At 32.9% G+C, this 14,960-nt stretch carries 14 protein-coding genes; 9 read left to right on the top strand and 5 right to left on the bottom strand.

The features are described 5' to 3' along the window. Window positions 1-671: 671 nt before the first annotated feature. The 5 genes from AAGV33_RS15135 to AAGV33_RS15115 all read left to right on the top strand — a co-directional run bounded on the left by AAGV33_RS15135 (window position 672) and on the right by AAGV33_RS15115 (window position 7,247). Entirely contained in the window at window positions 672-1,082 is a 411-nt protein-coding gene (locus AAGV33_RS15135) for a hypothetical protein (RefSeq protein WP_373393109.1), read from the top strand. Window positions 1,083-1,171: 89 nt separating this feature from the next. Next, the gene (locus AAGV33_RS15130; protein WP_373393107.1) at window positions 1,172-1,417 is read left to right on the top strand and encodes a hypothetical protein; all 246 of its coding nucleotides are present in this window, start codon (window positions 1,172-1,174) and stop codon (window positions 1,415-1,417) included. Window positions 1,418-1,476: 59 nt separating this feature from the next. Further along, window positions 1,477-2,973: an efflux RND transporter periplasmic adaptor subunit gene (locus AAGV33_RS15125; protein WP_373393106.1), complete on the top strand. Its 1,497-nt coding sequence runs from the start codon at window positions 1,477-1,479 to the stop codon at window positions 2,971-2,973. A gap of 10 nt (window positions 2,974-2,983) precedes the next feature. After that, complete coding sequence (locus tag AAGV33_RS15120; protein ID WP_373393104.1) at window positions 2,984-6,079, top strand: efflux RND transporter permease subunit; 3,096 nt, start codon at window positions 2,984-2,986, stop codon at window positions 6,077-6,079. Beyond that, on the top strand, window positions 6,069-7,247 hold the full coding sequence (locus AAGV33_RS15115; RefSeq protein ID WP_373393102.1) for a TolC family protein: 1,179 nt from the start codon (window positions 6,069-6,071) through the stop codon (window positions 7,245-7,247). The genes AAGV33_RS15120 and AAGV33_RS15115 overlap by 11 nt, the downstream gene beginning before the upstream one ends. Window positions 7,248-7,525: 278 nt before the next feature. Here AAGV33_RS15115 and AAGV33_RS15110 read toward each other — a convergent pair whose 3' ends face one another. From AAGV33_RS15110 to AAGV33_RS15090, 5 genes are all read right to left on the bottom strand, one after another. Then, on the bottom strand, window positions 7,526-8,254 hold the full coding sequence (locus AAGV33_RS15110; RefSeq protein WP_373393101.1) for a superoxide dismutase: 729 nt from the start codon (window positions 8,252-8,254) through the stop codon (window positions 7,526-7,528). Continuing rightward, window positions 8,251-9,417, bottom strand: a complete 1,167-nt coding sequence (locus AAGV33_RS15105; RefSeq protein ID WP_373393099.1) for a chromate transporter — start codon at window positions 9,415-9,417, stop codon at window positions 8,251-8,253. The genes AAGV33_RS15110 and AAGV33_RS15105 overlap by 4 nt, the downstream gene beginning before the upstream one ends. A gap of 8 nt (window positions 9,418-9,425) precedes the next feature. Next, complete coding sequence (locus AAGV33_RS15100) at window positions 9,426-9,926, bottom strand: hypothetical protein (RefSeq protein ID WP_373393098.1); 501 nt, start codon at window positions 9,924-9,926, stop codon at window positions 9,426-9,428. Between the two features lie 55 nt (window positions 9,927-9,981). Next, complete coding sequence (locus tag AAGV33_RS15095) at window positions 9,982-10,851, bottom strand: chromate resistance protein ChrB domain-containing protein (RefSeq protein WP_373393096.1); 870 nt, start codon at window positions 10,849-10,851, stop codon at window positions 9,982-9,984. A 207-nt stretch (window positions 10,852-11,058) separates the two neighbouring features. Beyond that, entirely contained in the window at window positions 11,059-11,370 is a 312-nt protein-coding gene (locus tag AAGV33_RS15090) for a DUF6922 domain-containing protein (RefSeq protein ID WP_373393095.1), read from the bottom strand. Window positions 11,371-11,922: 552 nt separating this feature from the next. Between AAGV33_RS15090 and AAGV33_RS15085 the strand changes: the two genes are divergently transcribed. From AAGV33_RS15085 to AAGV33_RS15070, 4 genes are all read left to right on the top strand, one after another. Continuing rightward, entirely contained in the window at window positions 11,923-12,999 is a 1,077-nt protein-coding gene (locus AAGV33_RS15085) for a helix-turn-helix domain-containing protein (protein ID WP_373393093.1), read from the top strand. Beyond that, window positions 12,996-13,496, top strand: a complete 501-nt coding sequence (locus AAGV33_RS15080; RefSeq protein WP_373393092.1) for a hypothetical protein — start codon at window positions 12,996-12,998, stop codon at window positions 13,494-13,496. The genes AAGV33_RS15085 and AAGV33_RS15080 overlap by 4 nt, the downstream gene beginning before the upstream one ends. Window positions 13,497-13,744: 248 nt before the next feature. Next, window positions 13,745-14,440 (top strand): multiubiquitin domain-containing protein, encoded by a 696-nt coding sequence (locus AAGV33_RS15075; RefSeq protein ID WP_373393090.1) that lies wholly within the window; start codon window positions 13,745-13,747, stop codon window positions 14,438-14,440. Further along, window positions 14,415-14,960 (top strand): DUF6791 domain-containing protein (locus tag AAGV33_RS15070; protein WP_373393089.1); only part of this gene is annotated, 546 nt, incomplete at its 3' end. The genes AAGV33_RS15075 and AAGV33_RS15070, both read left to right, overlap by 26 nt.

The raw sequence follows: 14,960 nt of genomic DNA, 5'->3' as shown, positions 1-14,960 counted from the left end.
ACAATTACTTCGATGGTTCTGGCAAATAAAAAATCACACTCTTGCTGGCTTTTTGGTTTTATGGGTAGAGAAATGGCTTTATCCATAGGCAAATTAAATACAGATTAAAGCCATTTTTCTACTCATAAAAGCAATGCAAACACTACCGCTTTAAACACAAAGTTGCTAAAAACAGTGACCGTGAAAGTTCTTGAAAGGAGGGAGTTCCGTAAACGTCCTATGAAATAGCGAACGTTGTTAAAGACAGTGGCGAAGGACGGTTTTTTTTATTGCTGGCAGGTGCGAGGGAGCAATAAAAAAAGTTGTCCTGGAGCCACTGGCTAGCGCGTTGGGTGAGGGGCTGTTTTACATAAATGATATTATAACTTCATTACAAAAACCAAAAAACAATAATAACGCTTTGTGATGAATTATAATACTCAATTATGTAACACAGCTTGGGGAAAGTTTTTGTTGCCCTACCATTAAATTTCTTTTGAATAGTAAACGTTCTAGGGCGTACAAAAACTTTTGGAGCGTTGGCAAAGAAGTGGCTTATGAAATGTAAAACGTCTTTTTACCAACGAACGAAAAGAATGTTCTCGTTATTGGAAATTTAATTAGCAAAATGAGATAATGATTAAGTTTTTTGTCTCTATTTACTTTTGAAAAAATTACTTACTTTTGTTGCAATGTATAGAAAGTCAATTTACATATTGTTTCTTTTTATAGCTTGTTTTATTCAATTAGGACATAGCTTATTTCCGCATACCCATATAGTAGAACATCATCACGATGGAAAACACCATCATCATCATCATCATCACGAAGAAAAATCGGATGAAAGTCCATTGTCATTATTATTTTCTCATTTTAACCACTCTTCAGATACTTTTTCCAACAGTCAATTAGAAGATGTTGTTAAGATTGTTAAAGAAGTTCCAAATCAGGTTTTTGTACTACATTCAATTTCAGTTTTTACAAATTCTATTGGATATTATTATCATAAAAAAGAAGCAGTTCGAAATAATGAACCGCTTATTTTTATTTCTCCCCATTTACATTCCTTACAGTTTCGTGGTCCGCCCACACTTTTTAGCTAAACTATTCATTATTTGAATTACAGGACACTTATTGCCTTTTTTGGGCTTTAAGTTATTTTCATATATACAACTTTCTAAAAACAAAATCAATGAAAAAATTATTGCTTTCAATGGCAGTTGCAGGAATGCTATTTACTGCTTGTAATGGTAAGAAAACCGAAGAACACGGACACGATCACACAGATGGAACGCATCAACACGAAGATGGTGCAGTGCATACGAATCACGAAACCGATTCGGTTGCCCAAGAAGAATTTACTGTTGGCAAAGATAGTACAGCTACAAAAGAAGCGCACGATCACCAACACGAAAATGGCGAGAAACACGACCATTAATTAATTTTTGATGCCTGTAATTATTGTAATTACAGGCATTAAATTAAACTTTATACTATATGAAAATAGCACAAAAAATATTGCTTCTATGTTTATTCTTAATAGGATTTACAAGTTGCAACAACAAAGAAGAGGTTAAAGAGGGTTCATCATTAGAACCATTGGCTTACACACTTTATACAGAAAAGACAGAACTTTTTGTTGAATTTAAACCGTTAGTTGTTGGTCAAACGTCAAAGTTTGCTTCCCATCTTACTGTTTTGGGTGAAAACTTTAAAGCTTTGACTGATGCTAAAATAACTGTTAGCTTGATTGTTGGAGAAAACGGAATAAAAAATTCAGTTGATGCACCGAGTTCTCCGGGAATATTTCGTTTGGCTTTAAGTCCGAAGACAGCCGGAACAGGAACTTTAGTTTTTGACATTGTTACCAAAGATTTTACCGATAAAATTACTATTGAAAATGTAGTGGTTTATGCCGATATGAAAACCGCATTAGCCAAACAACCTGAACCCGCTGAAACAGGCGATATCTCTTATTTAAAAGAACAGGCTTGGAAAGTGGAATTTGCTAATCAAGCAGTTAAAAAACAAACTTTCAATGATGTAATTAAAACAAGCGGTCAAATTCTTTCTGCTCCTGGAGATGAAATGATTGTAACCGCTAAAGCTAGTGGTGTAGTTGTTTTTTCAGGCAAGAATACGATTGTAGGTTCTGCTGTAAATTCGGGAAATTCACTTTTCACGATTACTGGAGCTGATATGACAGAAAGCAATATTGATGCTTCTGTTAAAGATGCCAAAGCGAATTATTTAAAGGCTAAAGCAGATTATGAGCGTTCCAAATTATTAGTCGCTGATAAAATCGTTTCAGAAAAAGACCATCAACTAGTAAAATTACAATTTGAAAATGCACAAACTTCCTATAATACGGTATCAAAAAATTATAGTGCTAAAGGTCAGAATGTGCTTTCTCCGATGTCTGGTTTTGTGAAAAATGTATTGGTAACCGAAGGACAATTTGTACCATCGGGAACACCGTTAGCTACTATTTCAAAAAACAAAAGATTATTGGTTCAAGCTAATGTTTCACAAAACTACTTTAGTAGATTATCAAGTATTACATCGGCTAATTTTAAAACACCACAAAGTGATGTTGTTTATAATACAACTGCATTAAATGGTCGAATTGTTTCTTATGGTAAAAGTGCCTCTGCTTCTACACCTTTTATTCCTGTAACTTTTGAAATTGATAATGCAGGTCAATTGGTTTCGGGTTCGATAATTGAAATTTATCTTAAATCCTCCACTATTGCTGATGCTTTAGTCGTTCCTATTTCTGCTCTTATTGAAGAACAAGGAATTTTCTATGTGTATGTGCAAATTGGTGGCGAAAGTTTCCAAAAAAGAGAAGTAAAACTAGGTGCGAGTGATGGCTTAAATGTACAAGTTCTATCAGGAATAGTTGAAAATGAAAGAGTAGTTACAAAAGGTGGTTATCAAATCAAATTATCTAGCGCATCAGGTGCTTTGCCTGCTCACGGACACGAACATTAACACATAACTTATGCTAAATAAAATAATTAAATTTTCACTGCACAATCGGTTTTTTGTAGTGACAGCATCGGTTTTACTGTTGATTTTTGGTAGCGTTGTTGCTTCCAAAATGGAAGTGGATGTATTTCCTGATTTGACTGCTCCAACCGTTGTGGTGCTTACTGAAGCACACGGTATGGCTCCTGAAGAAGTAGAAAAATTGGTTACATTTCCTATTGAGACTTCGGTAAATGGTGCAACCAATGTTCGACGTGTTCGTTCTTCATCCTCTGCAGGAATTTCTATTGTGTGGGTTGAGTTTGAATGGGACACTGATATTTACAAAGCACGGCAGATTGTAAATGAGAAAATAACCGCAGTAGCCGAGAAATTACCACAAGGTGTTGGAAACCCAACAATGGGACCACAATCTTCTATTATGGGAGAAATTATGTTGGTCAGTGTAACAGCAGATAAAACTTCTCAAATTGATTTACGAACCATTGCCGATTGGACGATACGACCAAGATTATTAGCAACAGGTGGTGTTTCACAAGTTGTTTTAATTGGCGGAGAATACAAGCAGTATCAAATTTTGGCTTCGCCTCAAAAGATGAACTATTATAATATTTCACTGAATGAATTATTAAAAGCAAGTGAAGAAGCTAATGGTAATTCCTCTGGTGGTTTTATGAATGAATACAATAACGAATACATCGTTAAAGGTATTGGTAGAACTAATGAAATTCAAGCTTTAGGCAAATCTGTAATTAAAATGCAGAATGGAAATCCCATCAAAATTGAAGATGTTGCCGAAATTAAAATTGGAGCTTCTTTAAAAATTGGTGATGGTTCGCTAAAAGGAGAACCTGCTGTAATTATGACCGTAATGAAGCAACCTTCAACCAATACGTTAGAACTTACTGAAACTATTGATGCTTCTATTGCTGATATTCAGAAGAATTTGCCAAAAGATGTGCATATTAATACTAAAATTTTCCGTCAGGCTGATTTTATTAATGCTTCTATTAGTAATATTCAAAAAACATTATTGGAAGGAACTGCTTTTGTAATCATCATTCTGTTTTTATTCTTGATGAATTGGAGAGCTACGTTTATATCGTTATTGGCGATTCCCATTTCATTAATTGTTGCGATATTAACTTTAAAATGGCTTGGTTTTACGATCAATACTATGAGTTTAGGAGGTATGGCAATTGCTATTGGTGATTTGGTTGATGATGCCATTATTGATGTGGAAAATGTTTTCAAACGACTCAAAGAAAATGCCCTAAAGCCAAAATCAGAACAAAAGGACAAACTGACTGTTATTTTTGATGGTTCATTTGAAATTAGAAGTTCTGTAATCAATGCCACTTTTATCATTATTGTTGCCTTTTTGCCCTTGTTCTTTTTATCAGGAATGGAAGGGAAATTATTAGCTCCGCTTGGAATTGCTTTTATAGTGGCGTTGTTTGCATCGCTAATTGTTTCAATTACACTAACGCCTGTATTGGCAAGTTACTTATTGACTAATGATAAAATGCTTTTAAAACAGCATAAGGAAAGTTGGTTGGTTGAACGTTTGCAAAAAGTATATTCCAATGCTTTGAACAAAGTTATGGAAATGAAAAAAGCAGTATTGATTGTTGCGGGTGGCTTATTTTTAGTTTCCTTGTTTGTAATGAGTCAATTGGGAAGGAGTTTTTTACCCGAATTTAACGAAGGTTCATTAGTAATTAGTGCAGTTAGTTTACCTGGAATATCATTAGAGGAAAGTAACAAAATAGGTACACAAGTCGAAAAAGCACTACTATCTGTTCCGGAAATAAAAATTACAACCCGAAGAACCGGAAGAGCCGAACTCGATGAACACGCACAAGGTGTAAATGCAGGCGAAATTGATGCTCCTTTTACATTAGAAGAACGAAGCCGTGAAGAATTTATGGCTGATGTTCGAGAAAAATTAGCAGGAGTTACAGGAGCTAATATTACTATCGGACAACCTATTGGACACCGTATTGACCATATGCTATCAGGTACAAGAGCCAATATTGCCATCAAGATTTTTGGTAATGATTTGAATAAACTTTTTACAATTTCTAATGAAATAAAAGCCAAAATTCAAAATGTTGAAGGATTGGTAGATTTGAGTGTGGAACAACAAGTTGAAATTCCGCAAATTCAAATTAAAGCGAAACGTGATGTGTTGAACCAATACGGAATTACAATAGGTCAGTTTAATGAATTTGTTGATGTGGCTTTTGCTGGTGAAAAAGTATCTGAAATTTATGAAGGTAACAAAACCTTTGATTTAATGCTTCGTTTTGATGATGCCAACAAAGGTAAAATTGAAAACATTAAAAACGCTATGATTGATACCTACGATGGTAAAAAAATTCCATTGTATTATGTAGCTGATATTGTAAGCACATCGGGACCCAATACCATCAATAGAGAAAATGTGCAACGTAAAACGGTTGTTTCTGCCAACGTTTCGGGTCGTGACCAAAAAAGTGTAGTGGCTGATATTCAAAAAATCATTAATGAAGAAGTAAAATTACCTGAAGAATATCATATCGAATATGGTGGACAATTTGAAGCCGAAGCAGAAGCTTCAAAAACATTGGTTTTAACTTCACTTATTTCATTATTGGTTATCTTTTTAATTCTGTTTCAGGAATTTAAAAAAATTAAAACAGCGTCTATCATTTTGCTGAACTTACCATTAGCATTAATTGGTGGTGTATTCAGTATTTATTTCACAAGTGGAATTTTGAGTATTCCTGCTATTATTGGGTTTATTACACTATTTGGAGTTGCTACACGAAATGGAATTCTACTTGTTTCTCATTACGAAACGTTAGAAAAAGAAGGGTTATCGCTTTATGAAACAGTTATTCAAGGTTCAAAAGATAGATTAAGCCCTATTTTAATGACTGCCTTAACCGCAGGATTGGCTTTAATTCCGTTAGCAATTGCAAGTGATTTGCCTGGAAATGAAATTCAAAGTCCAATGGCTAAAGTTATTTTAGGCGGTCTGTTGACCTCAACATTATTGAACATTTTTATTGTTCCGGTAGTGTATTATTTATCTAATCGAAAAAATGAAAGAAATGAAAAATAGACTATTCCTTATTGTAGCAATGGTAATTTTTAGTTTAGGGTATTCTCAATCTACTATTGAGAATGCCTTAACTGAAATTGCCAAAAATAATAAAACCATACAAGCCAATACCCAATATTGGAATGCTCAAAAAGTGCAGTATAAAACTGGAAATTCATTGTACAATCCTACCGTAGAATATGATTATTTAAAAGGAAGTCCTGCTAATGCCGGAAATCAAACCGATATTGTAGTTACACAATCTTTTGATTTTCCGACTGTCTATGGAAAGAAAAATCAATTATCCGATCAATTAGGAATTCAAGCTGATTTACAATTAAAAATGGTAAACCAAGAGTTGCTTTTGGAAGCCAAAAAGATTTGTATTGAATTGGTTTACCGAAACAAATTGCAAGTTCCTTTGACCAAAAGAAAAGAAGCGACTGAAAAATGGTTGGCAAATTTCAGAAAGAAACTATCTACTGGTGATGGTACTATTTTGGATGTCAACAAAGCTGAAATTCAATTGTTAGAAATTAAAAAACAGTTTCAAGATAATATTTCGATTATTGCTAAACTCAATGAACAACTTACAAGTTTAAACGGCGGAACTGCAATAAATTTAACCGATGTTGTTTATTTTGATATTCCTGCCATTCCAAATTTTGAAACACTGGAAAAGGAAATTGAAGAGCAAGATTATATTAGAAAAACGTTAGAGCAAGAAAAGCTAATAGCTCAAAAACAAATTGATGTAAGCAAAGCTTTAGCGCTGCCAAAAATGGAACTTGGGTATCATTATCAAGGTATTTTAGGGCAAACCTATAACGGAATACACACAGGGATTTCTTTACCTCTTTGGGAAAGCAGGAACACTGTAAAACTTCAAAAAGCTAAAATGACATTTGCAGAAAGTACTTTGACAGACCACACCAATGAGCATTATTACGAAATAAAACAGCTTTATGGTCGTTATGAAAGCTTGAAAGGTATTCTAAATGACTACGAAAAAATAAACCAATCTGTAGAACCTATAAAACTATTAGACAAAGCTTTATCAGCTGGACAAATTTCAGTTTTGGAATATTTTGTAGAATTGAACTATTATAACACTACTTTTAATTCCTATTTAGAAATTGAAAAAGAATATTATGAAGTCGTTGCTACTTTGTTGAAGTATCAATTATAGGTTGAAGAAAAGAGTTTTTTATCTTTTACGTTTTTTAAAATATTTAGGAACGTAGAATAATAGGAATATAACTAGAATGATTAAGATAAATTCCATTGTCAGGTTTTTATTAGAGATGCAAATATAGAAATACAGATTATTAATTCGGTAAAACACCCATCATTTCATAAAGATTTGATAGGTGTTTTTTGTTTTTTCGAAAAAGCATAAGAAAGATATTTGTGATCTATCCAATTATGAAAATGGGCAAGATCTTTTTTGATGTTATTTCTATAGTTTTATTTCATTAATTTCAAAGCATCATTCAATCTTAATGCCACATTATCCCAATTGATGATATTAAAAAGGGCATCTACAAAATCAGTACGTTTATTTTTGTATTTTAAATAATAAGCGTGTTCCCAAACATCAATAACTAATATTGGAATCGCTCCCCATTGTGTTAGTTTTTCGTGGTTTTCACATTGTAGAACTACCAAACTATCACTATAAGGTTGATATGCTACAATACCCCAACCGTTGCCGTCCACATTTTTGGCAGTGGCAGCAATCAATACTTTTAATCTGTCGAAACTACCGAAGCTCTTCTCAATTCGTTTCAGTAAATCTCCTTTCGGTAAGTTGCTTTTATTCGTAAGATTTGTCCAAAATATGGAATGTAAGATGTGTGATGAAAAATGATAGGATAGTTTTTTTGTCCAAAAATCAACTGTTTCCAAATTGTTTTCGTCCAATGCTTTTTTTATCATTTGCAAATCCTTGTTCGCTCCTTTTACTGCTCCACCGTGATGAAAAGTATAATGCAAATGCAAGGTTTCGGCATCCATATAAGGCTCAAGAAAGTTTTCGCTATATGGCAATGTTTGCTGAATATAATTACCATTGGCATCTACCAATTTATCAATTGAATTGTCTGCTAAATTGTTAGCAAAAGCATTTGTAGTAGGAAGCACTAATGCTGCTGCGCCAAACAATGTACTCGATTTTAAGAAATCTTTTCTGTTCATAGTATCAATTTTATAATAACTCCTACAACTGCTGCAACAGCAATAATATAAGGCTCTTGAATTTTCTTGATATAAAGTAAAGCAAAAATGGTGGAAATAGCTATTAGTGCTGTTGGAATATCCAAAATACTTCTGGAAGCAATTACACCAACAGCTCCGACTAATGCACCTACAACAGCAGCAGTAATTCCATCAACAAAAGCTTTGATAGATTGATTTTGTGCAATTTTCTTAAACGACGGAGCTAAAGCAATCGTAAATAAATAACACGGCAAAAACGTAGCTAAAGCAGCAACTAAAGCACCCGGAAAACCTGCAACTAAATAACCGATAAAACCAACAGTAATAACAACAGGACCTGGTGTAATCATTGCAACAGCAACCGCATCTACAAATTGATGTTCCGTCAGCCAATGATTTTCTACTACCACGCCTGAATGTAAAAAAGGTACAATTGCCAATCCACTACCAAACACAAATGCTCCTGCTTCGGCAAAAAAGATGGCAATTTTCATCAGAGTAGAATTGTCATAGCTCCAAAAACCCATTTGCAACAGCACAATAGAATTGGCAGTTTTACCATTAAACCATTTTGGAGGTGCTTTGACAAACATATATATGATTCCTGCCAATACAAATAGCAAAACTTGTTCTTGCTGTGTAACCAATGTTACAATTACAGCAACTATAAAAAATAACCACAATAACCAATTGGTTTTAAAAGAAGTTAAATTGAATTTACCGATAGATTTTAAAGTCAGTTTATAAGAACTCATTACAATAATGCCAATAACTGATGCTCCTACGCCATAAAAAACGGCTTGTATCCAAGACAATCCCCCGTATAATTTATAAACGATTCCCAATAGTACCACCATTATGAAAGAAGGCAATACAAAAGCAAATCCTATCAAAGTTGCTCCCAAAAAACTGTAATGTACAAATCCAAGGTAAATCGCCAATTGCGCAGCTAATGGACCTGGTGCCAATTGTGCTAAGGCTAAACCTTCTTTATACTCTTCTTCTGAAATCCATTTTTTGTTTTCGACTAAATCTTTGTGCATATAGCCAACCAATGCTACAGGACCTCCAAAACCAATTGTTCCTAATTTTAGGAAATAAAGAAGTAATTCTTTTAACGTGTATGTTGGGTTCTCTTTCATATTTTTTTTTAAAAGGCAATACCAAGTTGAATACCTGAAGTAAATGTAGCGGGATGATCATTTCCAAAACGTATTGGGAATGGAAGCGAAACATAAAAACTGCTGTTCGTATTTTTTATAACTGTTTTGGTTATTACTGGTGTAACACCAAATCTGCCACTAGTCTCAAAGGCTAGTCTGCCTGCAAAAGTGTAGCCGTGTCCTAATGCTACCAAAACTCCCGGATGAAATAACACACTATTTACTTTGCTGATTCCATCGTCAGTTTTTATGTTGGGGGCTATTTCAAAAGAAAATCCAATTTTGGCACTTTTCCAAATATTGATTCCTGTTGGAAAATTAACTGAATAATAATCTCTGAAGTTTACAGCGGTTTCTTCGCTACTTAAAGTTACTATAGGATGCATCACAGAAAAATATCCGGTTATTTTTGGATAAGTAGTTTGGGAAAAAACAGTTGTACTCAATGCCAACAAGGCTAAAAGGAGTACAGATCTAATTTGTATCATATCTTTTTTATTTATGATACAAAACTAGTTATACTAAAAAGGTCGAAATAGGATGTTATTTACCTTTTGTATCTGAATTACCTTTTTGAGAACTTTTTCGATAAGAAGAAGGATTTTTTCCTGTACTCTGTTTGAAGATTCTCGTAAAATGGCTTTGATCTGAAAAGCCTGTCATATAAGCTATTTCGGTAAGTGTATAGGTTGAATTTTGAATAAGGGAAATTGCTTTTTCTATTCGTAATTTTCTAACATAATCACCAAAATTAAGGTCTTCAAAATACTTGGAAAACTCTCTTGATAAATAAGAAGGATTCAGTTCCAAGTCATTGGAAATCTTCTTTAGGTCAAAAGTGAATTGAGTGTCTATTTGATCCTGAATCATTGCTTTTAAATCTTTGACCCAAGCAGGTGTTTTCTTCTTATTTGCTTTTTCTTTCTTCAAAAATTTATGATACACTTCGTGCAGTAGATTTTCAAAAGGACTATTCTGTAAATGTTTTTGTTTGTATAAATGCGTTGCCCAACTGTATAACGCATCATAAATAACCATTCCGCTTTCTAGCAATTTATAGTCGTCCGTAATATTATAGGAAAGCCCCGCTGAAATTGCCCAAAGTCCCGCCGATTCTTTTGCAATATCGTGTCTGTCTGTGTCTGCACCACGAACAATATCCGCTATAATTAGAATAGCAGGGTCTTTAATTTCATATTTTTTTACAATGTAGTCAAAGGTGCTTTTTTCCTCATAATGAGTGAATTCAACATTAGGGATGTCAAATGGTATGGCATCCAATTCTTTTGCTTTATCTAAAACTTCATTGAATGGAACATAAATAAATTCCGCTTCTTTGTCCACAAAAGTTTTTATCAACCAAGGAGAAGCTATTCGATCAATTTTTGGGCGTTCTCTGGTAATCCATTTCATTTGTAATAGGTTTAGAAGTCAATTGTTTTAAAGTTACTGCAAATGTAATTAGCGAAGTGAAGCAAACAAAGAATTGATGCTAGGAATACTTGGACTAGGAGCAATTTTTGTGAAGCTGAATGAGGTAATGGTTATAGATATGTATCTATTGCTGGACTTTATAGTGTCTAATTTCTCAAAATTCTATTCCTTTTTGATTGTAGAAAATTACCTGATTTTTACTCCGAATGGTTCTTGTTTGAAACGTGCAAAAACGGGAACATTGTATCTCATTGCTACCAAGGCACAAACTTCATTGCTTACACGCTCTTTTGTGGTTTTGAGGTATTTTAGGATTTGTGTTTTGGAATAGAATTGCTCCAAAAGGGCAATATCTGTGGTAAAAGTTTCCTGAGTAGTAGCAAACAAGGCTCTTGGGATGATAATATCCTTGTCTTTAGAAAGACTAAGGGTATTAAGATCCATATCCCAAAATAAGTGTTTGGGAAAAATTGTCGCTATGTTTATTGATTGTTTCAAGTGTTCTTTATTTTTCTTTATTGGTCACTTGTAATGCTTACTTTATTTATTTAATTTTCTTTTTTGTTAGGCATTTCACTATGTAAAAATACTGAATTTAGTGATAAATGGTGCATTACTATAAAAGAGTTTAACTTCTTCGATTTTAACGACTTAATAAAAACAAAAAAATTAATTGATTAAAAAAACAATTTTTAATCAATATTGCTTTCTTAAAATGAAATTAGCGAAATGAAGCAAACAAAGACTTGAGTTTAGGAATACTTGGACTAAATGAAAGTTTTGTGCAGCTGAATGAGATAATGGATTATGAAAAAATATCTGAAATATTTGATATAATAGCATAAATTAATTTTTATTACCAATCATTGCAAGATAAACCCCAAATTATGGGGTTTATCTTGTGTTAAAAGGTAATTTCTTTTTAGATTTTTTAGGATGAAGTAGCAATTGAAATGAAGATATTGTTTATAAGTATTTTTTAATTGCTTGTTGACAAATAATATTTTTTTTGTATTTTTGTCAACAAACTGATAGTTTAAATCTTTAATTATGGAAAATGTATTTGCAAATAGACTACAATCTGCTAGAAGAATGGCAGGTTTGTCTCTTCAAGGACTTGCCGACAAACTAGATAGCCTAGTTAGCAAGCAGTCTTTGAATAAATATGAGCAAGGAGTCATGAAGCCAGATAGTGAAGTTTTAATTGCTTTGGCTAATTCATTAAATGTTTCTATAGATTATTTTTATTCGGTACCTAGTGTTAAAGTTGAATTTGAGAGTATTGATTTTAGAAAATACAGTTCAAAACTATCTAAGACAGAAGAAGCTTCTGTTATTGAAAAAGCTAAAGACTGTTTTGAAAGGTATTTTGAATTAGAGGATATTCTTCAACTAAATGAGAAATATGACTATTTTAATTTTGATAAAGAAATTAAAAATGCGGAAGATGCGGAAGATGCGGCCAAAAAATTAAGAGAAGAATGGAATTTAGGATATGATCCAATACCAGATGTTGTTGAAATGCTAGAGGATAAAGGTTATAAAGTTATTGATCTTTTAGTTAATGATGCTTTTGATGGTATGAAAGCTACTGTTGGAGACAGAAAAATCATTGTATTGAAAAAGAGTATCAGTGCTAATGATGATGTGGTTAGAAAACGATTTACTGCATTGCATGAATTGGCACATCACGCATTGACTTTTTCAAAAGATTTGAAACATTCCGAAGAGGAAAAATTATGTCATGTTTTTGCATGTGCTGTATTGTATCCAGAAGAAATGGCAAAAAAAGAGTTGCATAAACAACGTTTTCATTTTTATCAAAAAGAATTAGAAATTATAAAAGAGCGTTGGGGAATATCCTTTACTGCTATTTTTCATAGGGCACATCGATTAGGGATATTGAACGATTTTATTTTAAGAAAGTTCCATGTTGGGTATAAAAAGAGAGGTTATCATGTGCCTAATAGTGAACCTGGTAGGTACAGGAGTAAAGAAGAACCTACTCGTATGGAGCGATTGGTGTATTTAGGTTTAGCAAAAGAAGTTCTGACAATTAATGAAGCAGCTTATTTTTCGGGCATAACAGCTTGGCAATTGCGCGGTAAAATGAAATTATTGGTATGAAATTAATTATTACAGATGTAAGTGTACTATTTGATCTCTACCAATTGGAGATTTTACCAGAGTTTTTTGCTTTGAAAGCAGAAATCTCTACTACTTCGTTTGTATATAATGAAATTGTAATAGCTAATCAGGTTGTTGAATTTGAGGTTTATAAAAGATCACAAAAGTTAAACGTTATTATGTTGACTGATGAAGAGCAAGATGCTGTAAACCAATTTGCAACAAAGAGAAACCTGAAATCATTGCCCGATAAAACAATGCTTTGGAAGTCGATTCAACTTAATTGTGCATTACTTACCTGTGATAGAAAATTGAAATTGGAAGCCAAAGAACATGGTGTTGAAGTTCACGGTAGTATTTGGGTTATTGAGAAATTGGTTGAAGAGAATATATTGGATAAGTCTAAAGCTATTGCTTTGCTGGAGCAACTCAAAACAGTTAATGACAGATTACCAATGGAAGAAATAGATAAAGTAATTAAGAAATTAAAAACATGAGCTGATAAATAAAAAAAACCCAATCGAACTTGGCGGTACGGATTGGGTTATTAGGGAATAAGTTTTTCGACGACTTTCAAATACTTAGGCTTATCACCTGAGTATCCCTCTATTTTGTTGTGTAAAACTAATGCGTTTTTTTATAAAAACAAATTTTTAGCAACAAAAACCGCTTGAAACTCATAACTCCGAGAGTTTTTTAAGGATATGGAGTGTTAAAATTTTAAATAAATTAAAACGTATTCATTATGAACACAGATGTAGACGGTCAAGATGACCAAAAAGGAAGACCTTCCTTAACATTAATTATTGAAGGCAAAAAGTTTGAATGGTTCGAACAGTTTATCACTGGAAAACAGTTGAAAGAACTGAGAGGCTTACCACTTGATTGTAAATTATTCTTAGATATAGTTGAACCTTGGAAAGATGATGCTATTTTAAACGATGAAGTCGTTGACCTAGCAAGAACTGGAATTGAGCAATTTTATATCAAGCAGAAATTAAAGTACTCTGTTGATGGGAAAAATTTTGAAACTGATAAGCAGTATATTAAAGGTTCTCAAATTAGAAGACAAGGAAATATTCCAGATGATTATCAAATCTTTTTGGATAATAAACAGCCATGGGAAGATGATTTAATTGAGGACAATGACATTGTTGATTTAGCTAGACCTGGAAAGGAAAAATTCTATTCCAAAAAAGAAGTTACTGAATTCATTATCATTGTAAATGGTAGAGAAAAACAATGGTGTGAAAAAACTATAAGTTTTAAGCAAGTTGTTGAATTGGCATTTGGAAATTTTCAAGAAAATCCAAACACTGTTTATACGGTAACTTATGCTAAAGGACCTCATCAAAATCCTGAAGGTAGTATGGTTAAAGGTGATAAAGTTTTTGTAACTAATAAAATGGTATTCAATGTTACAGCAACTAATAAATCATAGTCCCGACCTTAAAAGGTTACAAGATGAAGGTTATGAACTTGAGGTTAAAGGTGGATATTTACTTATCCACCATATACCTTATGTAACTCATCTTAGAGAAGTTAAATATGGTATTTTGGTTAGTGAATTGTCGTTGGCTAATAGTCAAAGAACTATTAAGCCAAGTACACACGTGATCAATTTCATAGGTGAATATCCTTGCAATGCCGATGGTAGTATTATCACAGCTATTCAACATTCCAATCAACAAAACCTTGGTAATGGTATTGTGATTAATTTTTCTTTTTCTAACAAACCACAAAGTGGATATGCTGATTATTATGAAAAAGTATCTACTTATGGTACTATTATTAGTTCTCCTGCCAAAAGTATTGATCCGTTAGTTACTGAAAAGACTTTCAGGATTAGAGAAAACTCGATTGATACTGATGTTTTTCAATATATTGATACTAATTCAGGTAGAGCGAAAATTAATCTTATTAATGAAAAAGTTAAAGGCCAAAAAATTGCCATTATTGGA

It is taken from the genome of Flavobacterium magnesitis, assembly GCF_041729735.1.
Taxonomy (GTDB): Bacteria; Bacteroidota; Bacteroidia; order Flavobacteriales; family Flavobacteriaceae; genus Flavobacterium; species Flavobacterium magnesitis.
The sequence above is the reverse complement of the archived record's forward strand: the minus strand, read 5'-3'. Positions and strand labels throughout refer to the sequence as shown.